The organism is Actinoplanes sp. NPDC048967 (genome assembly GCF_040649415.1).
Taxonomy (GTDB): domain Bacteria; phylum Actinomycetota; class Actinomycetes; order Mycobacteriales; family Micromonosporaceae; genus Actinoplanes.
In genome coordinates this window covers 463411-479844 of sequence record NZ_JBEZFL010000006.1, presented here as the reverse complement: position 1 = coordinate 479844, position 16434 = coordinate 463411, and the positions used below count along the sequence as shown (strand labels likewise).

Sequence of the window (16434 nt, the reverse complement as noted above, 5' to 3'; positions counted from 1 at the left end):
GGGTCAGCGGTCGCCGAACGCGGCGCCGAGCCCGGTCAGGTCGATGGAGCGCCGGGCGTTCTCCGGGACGAGGTCGACCAGCGTGCTCATGCTCTCCAGGGCGGTGAGCACCTGGTGCGCGACCTGGGCGACCGGGCGCATGGCGTCCACGGACACGAGGATCCCGCGGCTGCTGTACCACTCCACGATCGGGTACGTCACCTCGTGGTAGAGGGCCAGCCGCCGGCGGATGATCTCCTCGGTGTCGTCGGAGCGGTGCTCCAGCGCGGCGCGGGCCAGCAGCCGGCGGATCAGCTCGTCGTCGTCGGCTTTGAGGTGCAGCGCGACGTTCGCGGTCATCTCGAGGCTTTTCCCGACCTGGTACAGCGCCCGGGCCTGGGCCATGTTGCGGGGCATGCCGTCCAGGACGTATCCGCCCTGGTCCCTGGCCTCCAGGAAGGCGTCGCGGACCATGTCGAGGACGATGTCGTCCGGAACCAGCTCACCGCGGTCCAGGTGGGCCCGGACGGCCAGGCCGAGCGGGGTCCGCCGGGCGACGTGATCGCGGAGCAGGTCGCCGGTGGCGATGTGCGGCACGTTGAAGTGGGTGGCGATCAGCGCACCCTGGGTCCCTTTTCCCGCTCCGGGAGGGGCGACGAGCAGCACCCGCATGGCTGTCCTCTCACCGGTCGGAGCACGTCCGTCTCACGATCATCTGGCTGTCCCGACGATCGTAGACGTATGCGGGCTCAGGACGTCCGGCGCCGCTCGCAGCGGGTGCAGTGGGTGGCGTGCGGCAGGGCGTGCAGGCGGCCCAGGGGGAGCGGCTTGTGACAGTCCACGCACAGCCCGTAAGTGCCTTCGGACATCCGCCGGAGCGCCTGCGCGGTCTCGGCGATCCGCTCCCGGGTGGACGCGATGAGTGCCTCGAGGGTGTCGCGGTCGTGACCGGCGTGCCGGGCGTGCACGGTGAGCTGGGTCAGGCGGGCGGTGTGCACGGCGAACTGCTCCTCCAGCATGCCGCGGAGCAGCTCCAGGTGATCGGCGGGCGAACGGGCCGGGCCGTGCAGCGTGGCGGTCATGATGCCTCCGAGGTCCTCATGCGGCCCGCCCGCCGGGACGGAACGGGTCGGCGCTGAACGGATGGGTGCGGTCGACCTTGGAACGGGCCAGGGCGGCGTCGTCGAAGTCGTAGCCGATGCGGTCGACCACCTCGGTCACTCCGGGCACCGCGGTGGCCAGCCGGGTGACGATGCCGGCGGTCGAGCGCCGCCCCACCGCCCCGGTCAGCGTCGCGGTGCCCTCGCTGACGCGGACGGCCACCTGTTCCGGGCGGATCCAGAGCCGGCCGCGCAGCACCGCCTCGACCTCGCGCCGGATCGCCGCGTCCGGCCGGGCGTACGGGCGCAGCAGGTCACCTTGGGACACCACGCCGAGCAGGCGGCCCTGCGGCCCGGTGACGAACAGCCGGCGGACGTTGCGGGACCGCATGGTCCTCGCCGCCTGCCGCAGGGAGACCCCGGCGTCGACGGACAACGCCGGGGTGGTCATCACATCGCCGGCGCGGGCGGCGGAAGCGCTGGTCAGCTGCTTGCCTCGCGGCTTGCGCCGCTTGCCGTCGGCGACGCCGGCCAGCAGGTCGGCCTGGGAGACGACGCCCAGGACCTCGCCGGCCGGGGTGGTCACCGGTACGGCGCTGATGCCCTCGCGGTCGAGCAGGCCGGCGATCTGACCCACGGGGGTGTCGACCCCCACGGTGATCACCTCGCGGGTCATGACGTCGTCCACCTGCCACTGCATGTCGGCCCCTCTCCGGACCGGGCGTGCGGCGGTCCTGGTGCGGCGGTCGGCGTTGCGGATGTCAAGCATTGCGGTGTTCCTCTCCGCCCACCATGGCCGGCGACGGCGACGAACGGGCTCGTTGTTTGCCGGGCGTCGGCAAGGAAGCGTCCCCGGCGACCCGGGTGCGCGGGCCCGGCCGCCGGGCGGGCCGGGTCGCCCCGGCGGTGTCGTCGAGGTCGAAGGTGAGCTGGTCGACGACGCCGGTGACGCCCGGGACCGCCGCGGTCAGCCGCGCGGCGGCGACGGCGGTCGTCCTGCGGGCGGTACGGCCGGTGAGCGTGACGACTCCCTCGTCGACCTCGGCCCGGACCGCGCCGGGCCGGATCATCAGCGTGCGGCCCAGAACTTCCCGCATGACCTCGTCGCGGATGACAGCGTCCAGCCGGGCGTGCACCTTCAGCAGGTCCGACCGGGTGACGATGCCCCGCAGTCCGCCGGCCCGGTCGACCACGAGCAACCGGCCGACGCCACGGCGGTACATCATCCGGGCCGCGGCCGGCAGGGACGCGTCGGCTCCGACGGTCAGCGCCGGGCCGCTCATCACCTCCACGGCCGTACCCTCGGGCCACCGCAACCGCCGGGGCACCCGGCGGCGCCACCAGCCGGCCGGTGAGTCGTCCGGGCCGATGGCGATCTTGCGCCGCAGGTCGGTCCACGAGACGACGCCGAGCACGACGTCGAAGCGGTCGGTGATCGGCACGGCGGTGATCTGCCGGGCGGTGAGCAGGGCGACCAGATCCGCGACCGACGCGTCGTCGGGTGCGGTGATCACCTCGGTGGTCATCACATCCTGGACCCGCCAGGTCGTCATGATGCCCCCTTCCCGGTGCCGACGGTCTCGCCGCGAGGCTCGGTCGGCTGCGGTTCGGCGTGGCGGTGATACAGCGTCCGGGCGCGGGCGTGGCGGCGCAGCAGGTAGAGGCCGGTCAGCACGGCGACCAGGGCGGTCAGCAGCAGCGCGTCGAGGAGACCTCGGGTCAGGAACATCGTGACGGCCAGGACGAGGACGCTCGTGACGGCGACCGCGGGCACCACGTGTGAGCTGCGGATCTGCATGTCGTTCTCTCCTTTCCTGGGGCTGTCTCCATCGTCGCCGCAACGGGCGGGCACCGGCAGGGCCACGGACCCCAGACAGAACGGGTCTAGACTGCCGACTGTCGGCAACGAACGCCGGCGCGGCGCGGGTCTGGAGGCGGCGATGACCGGCAGAGCTCAGCGGAGCCCGGAGGACGCGTGGCTCGTCGACGTCGCCGAAGGGGCCAGCCGCGACGCCGGTGGCGTGCCGGTGGAACTGCTCGGTGACTATCTGCCGCTGCTCGCCGACGCGGCCACCCACGGCCGCCGCGCGAAGCGGCGCGAACTGGACGCGGTCGCCCTGCTCGGCCGGCGCGCGGCCGAGCAGGGCATCTCCGCGGGCCGGGTGGTGCAGCTGTATCTGTCCGCGGCACGGCGGCTGTGGCAGGACCTGCCGGTGGTGGTGCGTTCCCGCGACCGCGAGGCGGTGCGGGCCGCGGCGACCGCCGTGCTGCAGGTCGTCGACGACGCGGTCGCCACGCTCGCCGAGGGATACGCGGTCGCCCGCCGTGACCTGGTGCGCCGGGAGGAATCGCTGCGCCGGGAGCTGATCGACGACCTGCTGCGCGGCGACTCCGACCTCGGGACGCTGGTGGAACGGGCCGAACCGTTCGGGCTCGACCTGGCCCGGGTCCACCAGGTGGCGCTGGCCGCACCGAGCCGGCGGCTGCCGGACGCCGACGCGGCCATCAGCGCCCTCGAGGCGGTCGTCTTCGACCGGCTCGGTGACCGGGACGTCCTGGTCGCGACCAAGGACGGCCTGCTCGTGGTGCTGGCCCCGGCGGACGCCGGGACGGCGGGCCGGCCCCCGCCGACGCTGGGCGCGAGCAACGAGCTGGGCGGCCTGATGCACCGCGAGCTGAGCCGGCTGCGCCGCGGACGCCCCTGGCGGGTCGCCGTCGGCCGACCCCACCCCGGCCTGTACGGCATCGCCCGCTCCTATGAGGAGGCCCGTGAAGCGCTCACCATGGCCGGCCGGCTGCACACCGACACCCCGGTCATCAACGCCCACGATCTGCTCGTGTACCGGGTCCTGCTGCGCGACCAACCGGCCATCGTGGACCTGGTGCAGGCGGTCCTGAGCCCGCTCACCGCGGCCCGGGGCGGTGCCGGTCCGCTGCTCGACACCCTGCACGCCTACTTCGAGACGGGCGCGGTGGCCACCGAGTCGGCCAAGCGGCTGCACGTGTCGGTCCGTACGGTCACCTACCGCCTGGCCCGGGTCAACACGCTGACCGGCTACGACCCGGGCGACCCCGCGCACCGCTTCACGTTGCAGGCGGCGGTGCTCGGGGCGAAGGTCCTCAACTGGCCGCAGGAGCCGCTGCCCGGTCCCGCGTGACCCGGCTCAGGAGTCGGTGAAGGCGTCGTACTTGATCCGGGTGGACGGGATCCGCATCTCGGTGAGCCGGCGCAGGGTGGCATTCACCATGGCGCCCGAGCCGGCGACGTAGAAGTCGTGGTCCCGCCACGGCCCGTGCCGGGAGACGACGTCCGGGATGGCGCCGCGCTCACCCGGGTAGCCCTGCTCGTCGCTGGCCGCGCGGACGATCGTGAGCCAGGGACAGCTCTCGGCGATCTGATCGAGGTGCCGGCGGTCGTAGAAGTCGTCGTCCTGCCGCTCGCCGCGGAACAGGTGGATGAACCGGGTGCGGTTGTAGCGGGTCAGCTCGTCCAGCAGCGCCTTGACCGGGGCGAGGCCGGTGCCACCGGTGACGAAGACGATGTCGCGGCGCGACTGCGGGTCGAGGGTCATCGACCCCATCGGGGCGGCGATGCGCAGCATGTCCCCGGCTTTGAGCCGGCGCACCAGGGCGCTGGACACCCAGCCGCCGCCGGCCGCACGGACGTGGAACTCCAGGGTGCCGTCCTCGCGGGGCGCGTTGGCGATGGAGTACGTACGCCACAACCGGGGCTGGTAGCCGCACTCGATGCTGACGTACTGGCCGGCGCGGAACTTCAGCGGTTGCAGCGGCCGGCAGGTGAACACGGCGATGTCGGCGCCGCGCCGCTCATGATGGAGGACCTCGGCGTGCCGGTACGGCGGTTCCGTGTCCTCGGCCGCACCGGCGATCATCTTCGCGGCGATATGGTCGTAGACGTCGTTCCAGGCCTGCTCGTACACGGCGTTCCACCCTTCGCCGGCGTGGGCCCGGATGGCGTCGATCAGCGCGACTTTGACCTGGCTGTAGTGCTCGGGGGTGACGTGGAACTTGCGGTGGTCGCGGCCCAGCGACCTCAGGTAGCCGTCGATGTCCTCCGGACTGTCGAAGTTCTGCACGGCGGAGACGATCGCGCCCAGCAGCCGGCCGCGCTGGACGTCCATCTGCACCGGGAAGAGGTCACGCAGCTGCGGGTCGGACAGGAACAGCCGGGCGTAGAAGTGCTGGGCCACCCGGTCCTGACGGTCCTCGACCAGGCCCCAGCTCTCCTTGAGAACGGTCGACAGGCTGGTCATCGCTGCTCCTCCGACGTGGCGGTCCGGTACTGGGAGGATCAGCGTCGCCGAGCCCGCCGGGGCAGCCGTCGCACACGCGGTGCGATCCCCGTCCCGCCCCCCGAGGAGGCGTGTCATGAGTGCTGACCTGAGACTTCGCCGGGTGTACGAGGCACCGGCGCCGGAGGACGGCCGGCGGGTCCTGGTCGACCGCCTCTGGCCGCGCGGGCTCACCCGGGACGCGGCCCGGCTCGACGAGTGGCTCAAGGACGTGGCCCCCTCGACCGCGCTGCGCCACTGGTACGGCCACCGGCCGGAGCTCTTCGACGAGTTCCGGGACCGCTACCTCGTCGAACTCGCCGAGCCGGTGCCGGCAGCGGCGCTCGGCCGGCTCCGAGAGCTGTCCGGGGCGGGAACGCTCACCCTGCTCACCGCCACCAAGGACGTCGGTCTCAGCCACCTGACGGTGCTCGCCGAACTGCTGCGCGGCTGACCTGTACCTGTACCTACCACCGTTTCCCGGTCCTGTTCGCAGATCCGGGAAACGCCTCGTCGCGCCGCTTTCGCTCGTACGTTGTGAGTGACCCCAGGCGTACGGGAAAGGCACGGTCATGAAGCTCGGTGGAGCGTTCGACAACGGTTCACTGCGTACCAAGATCGGGGCTGTGGTTCTGACGGCGGCCGTCAGCGGCCTCATCGTCGGAGCAGTGGCGATCAACATGGTGCGGGACCTGAACAACGAGGCCGCCGCCGCGCAGCGTCAGACCCTGGCGGTCCAGGCCGCCGCCGGGTCCTACGGCAAGAACATCGAGGCGTTCAGCGGCAACACGTCCTCGCTGCAGCTCTACCCGAGCCTCGCGGGCCGCATCAACGACGCGTTGACCGCGAACAAACAGGCCATCGCCGACGCGCTGAACGTGCTCGGCGCGAACCTGTCCCAGGAGGACGGGGGCGCGCAGGTCGTCGCCAAGGCCAAGCAGGACTGGGAGGCCTATCTGGCCTTCAACAGTGGCGGCGCCTCGTCGTCGTCGACGCCGCCCGCGCCGTTGACCCCCGCGCAGCTGGCGGAGGCCGTCAAGCAGTACGACGCCCTCTACAAGGCGCTGGGTGACGACCAGGTGGCGCTGGAGAACCGGGCGAAGGCCATGTCGGCCGCCAACATCGAGAACTCGGCGGCCGAGGCCCGCCAGGCGGTGACGGCGATCGCGGTCGTGCTCGGCGTCGGCCTCCTGCTGAGCATTCTGCTGGCGATCCGGGTGGGCAACCGGCTGCGCCGCGCCATGGACGGGGTCTCGCGGCTGGCCGACGGGCTCGCCGACGGTGATCTCACCCGGGAGTCGGGGGTCGACGGCAAGGACGAGGTCGGCCGGATGGCCGCCTCCCTGGACCGGGCGATCAGCCGCCTGCGGGCGGACGTCGTGCAGCTGGCCGGCAACGCCGGCACCCTGAACGAGGCGGCTCAGCAGCTCACCACCGTGTCGGGCACGGTCGACGCCGCCGCGGCGGACGCGGCCGCCCAGGCCGGCTCGGTCGCCTCGGCCGCCGACGTGGTGTCGAACAACCTGCAGGTGGTCTCCTCGGGCTCGCAGGAGATGGGTTCCTCGATCCGCGACATCAGTGTCTCGACCACGGAGGCGTCCGAGGTGGCGGCGCAGGCCGTCGAGGTCGCCACCGCCACCAACGCGATCGTCGCCCGGCTGGGGGAGTCCTCGGCCGAGATCGCCACCGTGATCAAGGTGATCACCTCGATCGCCGAGCAGACCAACCTGCTCGCCCTGAACGCCACCATCGAGGCCGCCCGCGCCGGTGAGCTGGGCAAGGGCTTCGCCGTCGTGGCCGGGGAGGTCAAGGACCTGGCCCAGGAGACGGCCAAGGCCACCGAGGACATCTCCCAGCGGGTCCGCACGATCCAGACCGACACCGACGGCGCGGTCACCGCGATCGGCGAGATCTCGGCGATCATCGAACGGATCAACGGCATCCAGCTGACCATCGCCTCGGCCGTCGAGGAGCAGACCGCGACCACGCAGGAGATGAACCGCACGCTGTCGGACGCGGCCGCCGGGGCCGGCAACATCGCCGTGACGATCACCGGGATGTCCGACGCGACCCGGCGTACCACGGACACCGTCTCGGCGACCCGGCACGCCGCCGGTGAGCTCGCCACGACGGCCGGCCAGCTGCAGACCCTGGTGTCCCGCTTCCGCTACTGACCCGCCCCAGCGCGGCGCGGCCACGTCCCTCAGCCGCGGGCGCGCAGGCCGTCGAGCACGATGCCGAGCAGGTGCCGGGCCCGGGCGTCGAACTCCGCCGCGTCGAGGCGGGACAGGTAGCCGATCAGGATGATCACGTCGCGGGCGTCGACGTCGGGCCGGATCTCGCCGGCCACCCGGCCGGCGTCGAGCAGCAGCGTGACGGCGTCCCCGATCGGGCCCAGGCTGTCCGCTGACAGGTCCTCCGAGGTCGCGACCTCCAGCGCCGCGAACACCCCGCGCTTGACCTGGGCGTACTCCGCGACCCGGTCGAACCAGGCCCGCAGGGCGGTCAACGGGTCGTGCCGCTCCAGCAGAGTGGCCGCGGTGGCGACCAGATCCTCGACGTCGGCGCGGTAGACCTCCGCGAGCAGGTCGGCCCGGGTCGGGAAGTGCCGGTAGAGGGTCCCCTGCCCCACGCCCGCCCGCTGGGCGACCGCGTTCAGCCGGATGTCGGTGTCGCCGGCGATCTCGGCCCGGGCGGCCTCGATGATGCGGGCGCGGTTCTCGGTGGCGTCGGCCCGGCGACGTGCGGGTGTCACCGGTACGTCGTACCACACCCTGGTCAACCGGACACGTGTCCGCTACCGTTGGCGCCAAGCGGACACGTGTCCGCATGGAGGGGGAACACATGTCAGGCATCGCGGGCAAGGTCGTGGCCATCACCGGCGCGAGCAGCGGTATCGGCGAGGCGACCGCCCGGCTGCTGGCGGAACGCGGCGCGCTCGTGTCCCTGGGCGCCCGGCGCACCGAGCGGCTGGACGCCGTCGCCGGTGAGCTCCGCGACAAGGGCGCGTCGGTGATCACCGGCCGGGTCGACGTCACCCGGCGCGCCGACATGGACGCGTTCGTGGCCCGCACCGTCGAGGGGTTCGGCCGGATCGACGTGCTGGTCGGCAACGCCGGGATCGCCAGGATCGGCCCGATGGCCGACCTGGACGTCGACGGCTGGACGGCGATGATCGACGTCAACCTGCGCGGCGTGCTGAACGGCGTCGCCGCGGCGATGCCCGCGTTCCGGCGGCAGGGCCGGGGACACTTCGTCACCACGGTGTCGACCGCCGGCCTGAAGATCACGCCGACGATGGCGGTCTACGGCGGCGTCAAGAACGCGGTCCGGACCGTGCTGGAGGGGCTGCGCCAGGAGTCGACCGACGGTGTCATCCGGACCACGGCGGTGTCCCCGGGCTACGTGCGCACCGAGCTGGCCGATTCCATCGACGACCCGGCGGTACGCGAGCTGACCCGCCGGACCATGGCCGAGTTCGCGATCGCACCGGAGGCGGTGGCCCGGACGATCGCCTTCGCCGTCGAGCAGCCGGACGACGTCGAGATCGGCGAGATCGTCGTCCGCCCGACGCGGCAGGGATGACTGCTACCGGCGCACTTTCGCGGCGTCGTCGGTGCGCTGCTGCCACTGGGCGCGTACGGCGGCGATCTCACCGCGGTGCCGGGCCTCCCAGCCGTCGATCCGCTCGGCGATGACGCGCAGGCCGGCCTCGTACGCCGGGCGCCGGCAGTCCGCGTCGGCGGCGAACCGTCTCTCCAGCTCGGCGACTGCCTGCCGCCAAGCGGGCGACGCCGGTGCCCCGTCGACGGGGGCGTCCCGGCGGTCGAGTCCGGACACGAAGATGAAGTCGCGGCGCTCGTCGACGACGTACCCGTAGCGGTTGTGCATGCAGGAGCGGTAGTGCCGCATGCCGCGGACGACGCCGGGATCGCGATTGACGGCCAGCAGCAGCTCGCTGAAGGCCAGGCCGATCCGGTCCAGCCCGCGTGGCATCTCGACCTGGTAGTACGTGCGACGGCCGGCCGTCCTCCGGCACCTCGCCTCGTGTGGGGCCACGGCCGGTTCCTCGGCGGACTCCCGAGCCAGCCGGGCGTAGGCGATCTCGTTGAGGATGAGAATTCGGGGGCCCGCGGTCAGGGAATCGATGACCGTCGCGTGGCCGATGCCGTAGCCGAGGTCGGCTCCGGTGAAGTCCCGGTAGAAGCTCAGGACCGGCCGTTTGTCGTAGCGGTGGCCGGCGTCGCGCATGCAGGTCGCGATCACGGTCTCGACCCGGTCGTGCTTGACGATCTCCGACGCCCGCTTCTCCTCGAGGCTGCCGGTGGTGGCGACGGTCAGGGCGTCCAGGCGCGCGGCGGTGGACGAGGCGGCCCGCGGGGAGGGCGGGGACACCCCGATGACGAGCACGGTGAGCCAGCTCGACACCGCCAGCAGCCGTCGGTCCACGCCCTGCCAACGAGGTGAGGCGGTACGGGTGACGGCGCGGCGGCGTACCGGAATCTCTCAGGCTTGTTGCAGGGGGCCGGGGCAGGCCGGGCTGATCCGGTCGGCCAGCCGGTGCAGCGCGCCGGCGGTCCGGAGGCGCAGGGCCGCGGGTCGTGGTTGCCGCTCCGGGATCACCGGCGCGTCCGGCAGGGCGGACTGTGCCGCCTCGCGTGCCTGCTGCACGCCCAGTCGTCCGACGGCGTAGTAGGTGAGCATCGTTCCTCCTCGTGCTACCGGCTAAACCCGCTTTAGTGGAAGCATACCGGAGATGCTTCCAGCAAAACAGTCTTTGGTAGTAGGTTGAATGCGATGGACGACGTGACCTCGACCGGCGGCGTGGCGGACCTCGTCCGCAACGGCGGATCGTTGTGCCTGGACTTCATCAACACGGTGGAGCCGCGGACCGGTCCGGTGGACCGCGAGTGGCTGACCGGATACGCCGACCTGGTCGTGTGGGCCCGGCACGGCGACCTTGTAGACGACGCGGCGGCGGACGCGCTCCTGCGCACGGCCGCGGATCGGCCGGCGGAGGCCCGGGCCGCGTTCCGGGCCGCCATCGACCTGCGCGAGGGACTGTTCCGGCTGTTCGCCGCGATCGTCGACGGCACCGCGCCGGCCGACGGGGACCTCGAGGTGCTGCGGCGGGCCTACGCGGCCGCGACCGCGCACGGCCGGCTGGTCCCCGGCGGGGGCGGTTTCGGCTGGGCCTGGGACGCCCCCGGGTCGCTCGACCGGCCGTGGTGGCCGGTCGCCGTCTCGGCGATGGAGCTGCTCGGCCACGGGCCGCTCGACCGGATCAAGCAGTGCCCCACCGACGAGGGCTGCTCCTGGCTCTTCATCGACGCCACCAAGAACCGCAGCCGCCGGTGGTGCAGCATGGAGGACTGCGGCAGCCAGACCAAGGCGCGCCGGCAGACCGACCGGCGCCGCGCCGCCCGCCGCGGCGCCGGCACCTGATCCGGCCCGAGGTCCGCCATCATGGTCTGCGTGACCGATCCGCAGCTTCGCGAGAGCACGACCCGGCGCCTCATCCTGCGGGTGCCCGAGCCGGATGACCTGGGGCGGCTGTTCGACCTCTACTCCGATCCGCGGGTCTGGGGGCCGGATCCGCTGAGCCGACACGAGGATCCGGCGCAGACCGAGCGGATGATCGGGAACTGGCGGGCCGCGTGGGAGCGTGACGGCCTCGGCATGTGGACGGCGTGGGAGGGCGGCGAGTTCGTCGGGATCGGCGGCTGCTTCCTCCGGTACGGCGTCGCCTGGAATCTCGGGTTCCGGCTGAGCCCGCCGCGCTGGGGGCGGGGCTACGCGCAGGAGATCGGCGCGGCGGCGATCGGGGCGGCCCGGCAGCGGCGGCCGGAGCTTCCGGTCACCGCGTACCTGCTGGAGGGCAATGATCAGTCGTTGCGGGCGGTCGAGCGGACCGGACTCGGCCGGGTCTGGCGGGGCCCGGACGCCGGCAACCCCGATCCGGGCGCGATCCGGCTGCTCTACAGTGACCGGCCGTTGACGCCGGCGGCGCTGAAGGCCCTCACCGAGAACTGATCCGGCGGTTACCGGTCGCCGCGCAGGTAGCGGGTCACCATGTCCACCAGCTCCTGCTCGAACGTCTCGACCGGGATGGTGCGCGGGTCGGCCATGAGCTTGTGCGTGTTCAGCTCCACGGTGACCATGATCAGCTCGGCCGCGGTGTCGATGTCGCGGACGTGCACGTCCGGGTGCCGGGCCAGCAGATCGCGCACCTGAGCGCCGCGTTCCCGGCCGTGGCGGTCGATCGTCTCGAGCAGCTCCCGGGACATCGGGGCCTCCTCGATCATGATTCGGAGCAGCTGCGGGTCGTCGCCGTGGTTGTCGATCGCGTCGCGGACCAGGGCCCGTACCGTCGCCTCCAGGGTGCCGGGGGAGAGGTCGAGCTGGTCGGCCTGCGTCCAGGTGCCGCGGTCCAGGTGCCGCATCAGCAGCTGGGCGAGGATGGCGTCCTTGTTCGGGAAGTACTGGTACAGCGAGCCGATCGAGATGCGGGCGCGTTCGGCGATGCGGTTGGTGGTGCCGGCGGCGTAGCCGTGCTCGGCGAAAACGTGAGCAGCGGCGGCGAGGATCCGCTCGCGGGTGAGCTCGGCGCGGACCTGGCGGGGCGTGCGACGTGGTTGAAGGCGACGGTCGGCCGACGGCATCGGGGGGTCTCCTTGGGGGCGCGGAAAGCGAGTAGCCAAAACCTGAGCTATTGTTCACAATAATGCGATGAGCTGCAAAAACAAGGCCCATACGTGATTCCCAAGGTCCAGCTTCCCGGGTCCCGCTCGATGATCACCCTGGCGGTGCGCCACCGGGAGTTCCTGTCGCCCGGATTCGCGAACGTCACTCTGGGTGGCCCGGCCGTGCGGGAGCTCGTCGTGGCCGGCAATGACCAGGCCGTACGCCTGTTCTTTCCCCGCGACGGCCAGACCGGGCTGCGGATGCCGACCCTGTCGAACGAGGCCTGGATCGCCCAGCTGCTGCTGGCGCCGAAAGCGGTGCGCCCGTGGGTCCGCAACCTGACGATCCGGCGGGTGCGGCCCGCGGACGACGAGCTCGACATCGAGTTCGCCGTGCACGGTGACTCGCCCTTGTCGTCCTGGGTGCGCCGGGCCGAGCCGGGTGACCCGGCCGGGATCTTCGACATCGGCACCACGTACCGGCGGCCGGGGCACGCGCGGGGCCAGCTGCTGATCGGCGACGAGACGGCGCTGCCGGCGATCCTGTCGATCCTCGAAGGCACACCGCCGGGCCTGGCCACAGAGGTCTACCTGGAGGTGGCCGCTCGGGCCGACATCCGGCCCGGGCCGACGCCGGCCGGCGCCCGCATCCACTGGCTGAGCCGCGACGACGAAGACCTGCGGCCCGGCACCCTGGCCGTGGCGGCGGTACGCGACGCGCACCTACCGCCCAGCCCCTTCTACACCTGGGTCGCGGGCGAGTCCCGGCTGGCCACCACGGTACGGCGACACCTGGTCAACGACCGCGGAGTGCCCAAGCGGGACATCTCCTTCATCGGCTACTGGCGCCTCGGCCGGTCCGCCCCCGGCTGAGAGGAACCCCTTGTGCGGCACCATGTCCTGACCACGGTGGACCAGATCGAGACAGCCATCGGCCGCCCGGCCCCGATGATCCTGCTCAAGCAGATCGGCGCCCTCGACGCGGGCTGCCGGACCGTCCTGGCCCGGTGCCCGATCGCGGCGTTCGGCTACCGGAGCACCGACGGCACCAGCCGGACGACCTTCATCGGCGGCGCACCGGGATTCACGCGTGTCCACTCACCCACGCGGATCTCGTTCTCCCTCGCCGAACCCGGTGACCCGTACGGTCCGGTCTCGTTGTTCTTCCTCCTGCCGGGCGTCGGCGAGCTCCTGCGGGTCAACGGCACGGTCATCGCACGCCAGGGCTCCGAGACGACGGTCGAGATCCAGGAGGCGTACGTGCACTGTGCTCAGGCCGTACTCCGGTCCGGTCTCTGGCAGCCACCCGCCCGGCCGCAGCCGGCCGTGGAGATCGCGGGGGACGGGCCCTTGACGCGATCCGGCGTCGCCGACTTCCTGGCCGGTGCGCCGTTCCTCGCCCTGTCCACGTGGGACTCCTCCGGCGGCAGCGACACGAGCCCGCGCGGCGATCAGCAGGCGGTGGCGCGGATCCTGGACGGCCGCACGCTCGTCATCCCGGACCGCCGCGGCAACAAACGCGCCGACACGCTGCACAACCTGCTCCAGGACGACCGGCTCTCGTTCGCCGCGCTGGTCCCGGGCCGCAGCGGTGTCCTGCACGTCCGCGGCCGCGGCGCGATCACCGCCGACCCGGCGCTGCTGGAGACGATGGCGTTGCGCGGCACACCGCCGCACGCGGCGCTGCTCATCGACGTCGAGCACGCCGAGGTGACGGGCAACGACGCCGTGGCCCGGTCCCGGCTGTGGTCGCCCGGCGCGCACCTCGACCGCGGCGCCGCGCCGGACCTGATGGCGCTGGCGGGGGAGCACCTCGCCGCCAACGCTGACGGTCGCTCGACGACGTACCTGATGAAGGTTGTCGGGGTGATCCCCGGGATGACGCGGTTGCTGCGGCTGGTGATGAACCGCGCCTACCGCTTCGGCCTGCGCAAGGAGGGCTACGGGGAGATCGCGCCCGTCCCGGGCGGCCGCCGCCGGCGCCGCGCCGAGGTGGGCGATCCGCTACGGGAGGTGCGCGTCACGGAGGTACGGCGGGAGACGCCGAGCGCGGTCACTCTCGTCCTGGAGGACGCCGGCGAGCGCCGCAACACGTTCGACTTCCGGCCCGGACAGTTCTTCACGCTGATCGCCGACATCAACGGCCGGCCGGTGCGGCGGGCGTACTCGGCGTCCTCGGTGCCGGGATCGTCGCGGCTGGAGGTCACCGTCAAGCGGGTCGAGCCGGGGCGGTTCTCCACCCACGTGCACGGCGGCCTCCGGGTCGGGGACCGGCTCGCGGTGCTCGGCCCCTCCGGGTCCTTCCACACCGAGCCGCATGCTCCGGAGCAGCTCGTGCTGGTCGCGGCGGGCAGCGGCGTGACACCGATGATGAGCATGATCCGTACGCGGCTGACGGCTGAACCGGGCGGCGACCGGACCGCGCTGCTCTACAGCAGCCGTGACGCGGACGAGGTGATCTTCGCCGACGAACTGGCCCGGCTCGCGAAGGACCATCCCGGCCGGCTGTCGGTCACCCACGTGCTGACCCGCCGGGACCGCCGGCTGGACGCCGAGGGCGTGCGGCGGTGGCTCGCCGGTGTGGCCCCGGTTGCGGAGGCTCACTACTACGTGTGCGGTCCGGAGCCGCTGATGGAGGTTGTTCAGGGGGTGCTGGCCGGGCTCGGGGTGCCGGACGCGCAGGTGCACCAGGAGCGCTACACCAGCGGAGCTGACCCGGGGAACGCGACGACGGTGCCGCGGGAGCTGACTGTCGAGCAGGACGGGCGGCCGCTGGGGACGGTGGTGGTCGAGCCGGGGCAGACGCTGCTCGACGCGGGGCTGGCCGCGGGACTGCCGATGCCGTACTCGTGCACGGTGGGCAACTGCGGTGACTGCATGGTCCGGCTGCGCAGCGGCGAGGTGAGCCAGCACGAGCCGAACTGTCTCACGGCCGCGCAGCGGGCGGACACCTTTGTGCTGACCTGCACCGCCTGCCCCTTGTCGAAGGTGACCGTCGACATCGCTTGACGGTCCTCCGTACCGTGTCGGCCATGGCTTCTCCAAAAGGACGCGTCCGTAGCGTCCTCCCGCGCCGTGGGCCCGCGATCATTCTCGTCGGTCTGGTGGCCCTGATCGGGGCGTGGTACGGCGGTGCGGCGGGACATCGGGTGGGCCTGGAGCTGGCTCCCGAGCTGCCCCAAGGTGCGGCCGCGGCGCAGATCACCGGGACGGTGCTGCCCGGGCTCAAGGTGTGGGGCGGCGGCGACCCCGATCCTGTCGTCTCGCAGCCGGACGGGGAGGGCGTCGAGTACGGCTACGCGACCTACTGGGTGCGCCACAACGACGCGACCCGCGACGTCGGCGGTTACAGCGCCGCGGCACGGGACCGGCTCGTCGCCGCCGGATGGGAGGTGCACGACTTCACGCTCACCGGCCCCGAGAACTACATCGACGGGGGTCAGGGCAGCGGGGCGACGTTCTGGGCGGACCGCTCCGGCCTGGTGCTCGGGTACGACAACTCGCTGCTGACCGGGTTTCCGGCGTACGACTCCGACGGTGGTGTCCAGCTGACGCTGCGCCGCGGCGGTTCGTCCGGGGCGACGACGGCCGGGTGGGCCGGCGCGGTGCTGGGCGCGCTCCTCGCGTGGTTCCTGGGCGCCTGGGTGAGCCGGACCCTGTCCGGGGTCGCGGGCGGCACGGCCGTCACGGGCGTGCTGACCGTCGGCATGCTGGTGCTGTCGGTGCCGGCCATGCTGATGAACTCGCCGCCGGACCCGCCGGGCGCGTCACCCTGGTGGGGCGGCCTCGGCTATCTCGGCCTCTTCACGACCGTGCTGGCCGCCCTCGCGGCCGTGCTGCTGCTGGTCCTCGCCGGGGCCGTGGCCCTGAGCCGCAGCGTGAGCTGGCGCCGGGCCCGCGGATGGGCCACCGCCGCGCTGCGCCGTCGTCCCCGGGCCGCCCTCGCCGGCCTCGCCGTGGTGGTCGCCGCCCTGGTCACCGCGACCGTCCTGCCGTCGTCGCCGGCCGCGTTGCCCGCGGTCAGGGCGGCGTGCCGGCCCGCGCCCGGCGTGCCGGCCGAGGCCCCGGCGGAGCAGACCCGGGACAGCCTGCTCGCCCACGTGTACGTGGATCCGGCCTCCACGCCGGACCAGCGCAACCTGATCACCGCGGCGATCCGCCGGAGCTGGGCGGGCGACACCCAGGGGATGATCTGGGAGCCGGACGCCGCCGAGTTCCGCGACACCTACTGCGACGGCGGGCCGGTGCAGGCCGAGGCCGTCGCCGGACTGCCGTACTTCTTCCCCGTCGACCTGGACGTGGCCAGCGACTTCCCCGCGCTGGTGCAGGAGGTCCAGGGCATGCCGGGCGTGGTCGCCGTCCAGCACCGGCCGGCCTGAG

At 72.7% G+C, this 16434-nt stretch carries 19 protein-coding genes; 9 read left to right on the top strand and 10 right to left on the bottom strand.

All coding sequences use genetic code 11. The features are described 5' to 3' along the window. Nucleotides 1-3: 3 nt before the first annotated feature. From AB0C12_RS27820 to AB0C12_RS27800, 5 genes are all read right to left on the bottom strand, one after another. Entirely contained in the window at nucleotides 4-651 is a 648-nt protein-coding gene (locus AB0C12_RS27820; protein ID WP_360552762.1) for an adenylate kinase, read from the bottom strand. Between the two features lie 77 nt (nucleotides 652-728). Next, nucleotides 729-1061: a TraR/DksA C4-type zinc finger protein gene (locus tag AB0C12_RS27815; protein WP_360552761.1), complete on the bottom strand. Its 333-nt coding sequence runs from the start codon at nucleotides 1059-1061 to the stop codon at nucleotides 729-731. 16 nt (nucleotides 1062-1077) lie between these two features. Continuing rightward, a complete protein-coding gene (locus AB0C12_RS27810) occupies nucleotides 1078-1779 on the bottom strand; it encodes a CBS domain-containing protein (RefSeq protein WP_360552760.1) in 702 nt (233 codons plus the stop codon). Between the two features lie 61 nt (nucleotides 1780-1840). Beyond that, nucleotides 1841-2632, bottom strand: a complete 792-nt coding sequence (locus tag AB0C12_RS27805; RefSeq protein WP_360552759.1) for a CBS domain-containing protein — start codon at nucleotides 2630-2632, stop codon at nucleotides 1841-1843. After that, nucleotides 2629-2877 (bottom strand): hypothetical protein, encoded by a 249-nt coding sequence (locus AB0C12_RS27800; RefSeq protein ID WP_360552758.1) that lies wholly within the window; start codon nucleotides 2875-2877, stop codon nucleotides 2629-2631. The genes AB0C12_RS27805 and AB0C12_RS27800 overlap by 4 nt, the downstream gene beginning before the upstream one ends. Nucleotides 2878-3019: 142 nt before the next feature. Between AB0C12_RS27800 and AB0C12_RS27795 the strand changes: the two genes are divergently transcribed. After that, nucleotides 3020-4237 (top strand): helix-turn-helix domain-containing protein, encoded by a 1218-nt coding sequence (locus AB0C12_RS27795; RefSeq protein WP_360552757.1) that lies wholly within the window; start codon nucleotides 3020-3022, stop codon nucleotides 4235-4237. 6 nt (nucleotides 4238-4243) lie between these two features. Here the strand turns inward: AB0C12_RS27795 and AB0C12_RS27790 are convergent, their stop codons facing one another. Next, nucleotides 4244-5353 carry a globin domain-containing protein gene (locus tag AB0C12_RS27790; RefSeq protein WP_360552756.1) on the bottom strand — a complete coding sequence of 370 codons (1110 nt, stop codon included), beginning with the start codon at nucleotides 5351-5353 and terminating at the stop codon, nucleotides 4244-4246. A gap of 115 nt (nucleotides 5354-5468) precedes the next feature. Here AB0C12_RS27790 and AB0C12_RS27785 point away from each other — a divergent pair, with 115 nt between their 5' ends. Beyond that, the gene (locus AB0C12_RS27785) at nucleotides 5469-5825 is read left to right on the top strand and encodes a DUF488 family protein (RefSeq protein ID WP_360552755.1); all 357 of its coding nucleotides are present in this window, start codon (nucleotides 5469-5471) and stop codon (nucleotides 5823-5825) included. Nucleotides 5826-5943: 118 nt separating this feature from the next. Then, nucleotides 5944-7545, top strand: coding sequence for a methyl-accepting chemotaxis protein (locus AB0C12_RS27780; protein ID WP_360552754.1), 1602 nt, complete (start codon nucleotides 5944-5946; stop codon nucleotides 7543-7545). 29 nt (nucleotides 7546-7574) lie between these two features. Here the strand turns inward: AB0C12_RS27780 and AB0C12_RS27775 are convergent, their stop codons facing one another. Then, nucleotides 7575-8126, bottom strand: coding sequence for a TetR family transcriptional regulator (locus tag AB0C12_RS27775; RefSeq protein WP_360552753.1), 552 nt, complete (start codon nucleotides 8124-8126; stop codon nucleotides 7575-7577). Between the two features lie 89 nt (nucleotides 8127-8215). Between AB0C12_RS27775 and AB0C12_RS27770 the strand changes: the two genes are divergently transcribed. Then, nucleotides 8216-8956, top strand: coding sequence for an SDR family oxidoreductase (locus AB0C12_RS27770; protein WP_360552752.1), 741 nt, complete (start codon nucleotides 8216-8218; stop codon nucleotides 8954-8956). 3 nt (nucleotides 8957-8959) lie between these two features. Here the strand turns inward: AB0C12_RS27770 and AB0C12_RS27765 are convergent, their stop codons facing one another. Together AB0C12_RS27765 and AB0C12_RS27760 are read right to left on the bottom strand one after the other, a co-directional pair. Continuing rightward, nucleotides 8960-9820, bottom strand: coding sequence for a hypothetical protein (locus AB0C12_RS27765; RefSeq protein ID WP_360552751.1), 861 nt, complete (start codon nucleotides 9818-9820; stop codon nucleotides 8960-8962). Nucleotides 9821-9877: 57 nt separating this feature from the next. Next, a complete protein-coding gene (locus AB0C12_RS27760; protein ID WP_360552750.1) occupies nucleotides 9878-10075 on the bottom strand; it encodes a hypothetical protein in 198 nt (65 codons plus the stop codon). A gap of 93 nt (nucleotides 10076-10168) precedes the next feature. Between AB0C12_RS27760 and AB0C12_RS27755 the strand changes: the two genes are divergently transcribed. Together AB0C12_RS27755 and AB0C12_RS27750 are read left to right on the top strand one after the other, a co-directional pair. Continuing rightward, nucleotides 10169-10816: an ABATE domain-containing protein gene (locus tag AB0C12_RS27755; protein WP_360552749.1), complete on the top strand. Its 648-nt coding sequence runs from the start codon at nucleotides 10169-10171 to the stop codon at nucleotides 10814-10816. 30 nt (nucleotides 10817-10846) lie between these two features. After that, on the top strand, nucleotides 10847-11404 hold the full coding sequence (locus AB0C12_RS27750; protein WP_360552748.1) for a GNAT family N-acetyltransferase: 558 nt from the start codon (nucleotides 10847-10849) through the stop codon (nucleotides 11402-11404). A gap of 8 nt (nucleotides 11405-11412) precedes the next feature. Here AB0C12_RS27750 and AB0C12_RS27745 read toward each other — a convergent pair whose 3' ends face one another. Next, nucleotides 11413-12033 carry a TetR/AcrR family transcriptional regulator gene (locus AB0C12_RS27745; RefSeq protein ID WP_360552747.1) on the bottom strand — a complete coding sequence of 207 codons (621 nt, stop codon included), beginning with the start codon at nucleotides 12031-12033 and terminating at the stop codon, nucleotides 11413-11415. Nucleotides 12034-12126: 93 nt separating this feature from the next. On the opposite strand from AB0C12_RS27745, the gene AB0C12_RS27740 reads away from it, so the two are divergent. The 3 genes from AB0C12_RS27740 to AB0C12_RS27730 are packed head-to-tail and all read left to right on the top strand — an operon-like array spanning nucleotide 12127 to nucleotide 16433. After that, nucleotides 12127-12927: a siderophore-interacting protein gene (locus tag AB0C12_RS27740; RefSeq protein WP_360552746.1), complete on the top strand. Its 801-nt coding sequence runs from the start codon at nucleotides 12127-12129 to the stop codon at nucleotides 12925-12927. 12 nt (nucleotides 12928-12939) lie between these two features. Further along, nucleotides 12940-15063, top strand: coding sequence for a 2Fe-2S iron-sulfur cluster-binding protein (locus tag AB0C12_RS27735; RefSeq protein ID WP_360552745.1), 2124 nt, complete (start codon nucleotides 12940-12942; stop codon nucleotides 15061-15063). Between the two features lie 23 nt (nucleotides 15064-15086). Next, nucleotides 15087-16433, top strand: a complete 1347-nt coding sequence (locus tag AB0C12_RS27730; RefSeq protein ID WP_360552744.1) for a hypothetical protein — start codon at nucleotides 15087-15089, stop codon at nucleotides 16431-16433. Nucleotide 16434 lies beyond the last annotated feature (1 nt).

What these genes read in the sequence shown, in the direction of transcription:
- AB0C12_RS27820 (WP_360552762.1), bottom strand. Translation starts at nt 651, where the DNA reads ATGCGGGTGCTGCTCGTCGCCCCTCCCGGAGCGGGAAAAGGGACCCAG.
- AB0C12_RS27815 (WP_360552761.1), bottom strand. Translation starts at nt 1,061, where the DNA reads ATGACCGCCACGCTGCACGGCCCGGCCCGTTCGCCCGCCGATCACCTG.
- AB0C12_RS27810 (WP_360552760.1), bottom strand. Translation starts at nt 1,779, where the DNA reads ATGCAGTGGCAGGTGGACGACGTCATGACCCGCGAGGTGATCACCGTG.
- AB0C12_RS27805 (WP_360552759.1), bottom strand. Translation starts at nt 2,632, where the DNA reads ATGACGACCTGGCGGGTCCAGGATGTGATGACCACCGAGGTGATCACC.
- AB0C12_RS27800 (WP_360552758.1), bottom strand. Translation starts at nt 2,877, where the DNA reads ATGCAGATCCGCAGCTCACACGTGGTGCCCGCGGTCGCCGTCACGAGC.
- AB0C12_RS27795 (WP_360552757.1), top strand. Translation starts at nt 3,020, where the DNA reads ATGACCGGCAGAGCTCAGCGGAGCCCGGAGGACGCGTGGCTCGTCGAC.
- AB0C12_RS27790 (WP_360552756.1), bottom strand. Translation starts at nt 5,353, where the DNA reads ATGACCAGCCTGTCGACCGTTCTCAAGGAGAGCTGGGGCCTGGTCGAG.
- AB0C12_RS27785 (WP_360552755.1), top strand. Translation starts at nt 5,469, where the DNA reads ATGAGTGCTGACCTGAGACTTCGCCGGGTGTACGAGGCACCGGCGCCG.
- AB0C12_RS27780 (WP_360552754.1), top strand. Translation starts at nt 5,944, where the DNA reads ATGAAGCTCGGTGGAGCGTTCGACAACGGTTCACTGCGTACCAAGATC.
- AB0C12_RS27770 (WP_360552752.1), top strand. Translation starts at nt 8,216, where the DNA reads ATGTCAGGCATCGCGGGCAAGGTCGTGGCCATCACCGGCGCGAGCAGC.
- AB0C12_RS27760 (WP_360552750.1), bottom strand. Translation starts at nt 10,075, where the DNA reads ATGCTCACCTACTACGCCGTCGGACGACTGGGCGTGCAGCAGGCACGC.
- AB0C12_RS27755 (WP_360552749.1), top strand. Translation starts at nt 10,169, where the DNA reads ATGGACGACGTGACCTCGACCGGCGGCGTGGCGGACCTCGTCCGCAAC.
- AB0C12_RS27745 (WP_360552747.1), bottom strand. Translation starts at nt 12,033, where the DNA reads ATGCCGTCGGCCGACCGTCGCCTTCAACCACGTCGCACGCCCCGCCAG.
- AB0C12_RS27730 (WP_360552744.1), top strand. Translation starts at nt 15,087, where the DNA reads ATGGCTTCTCCAAAAGGACGCGTCCGTAGCGTCCTCCCGCGCCGTGGG.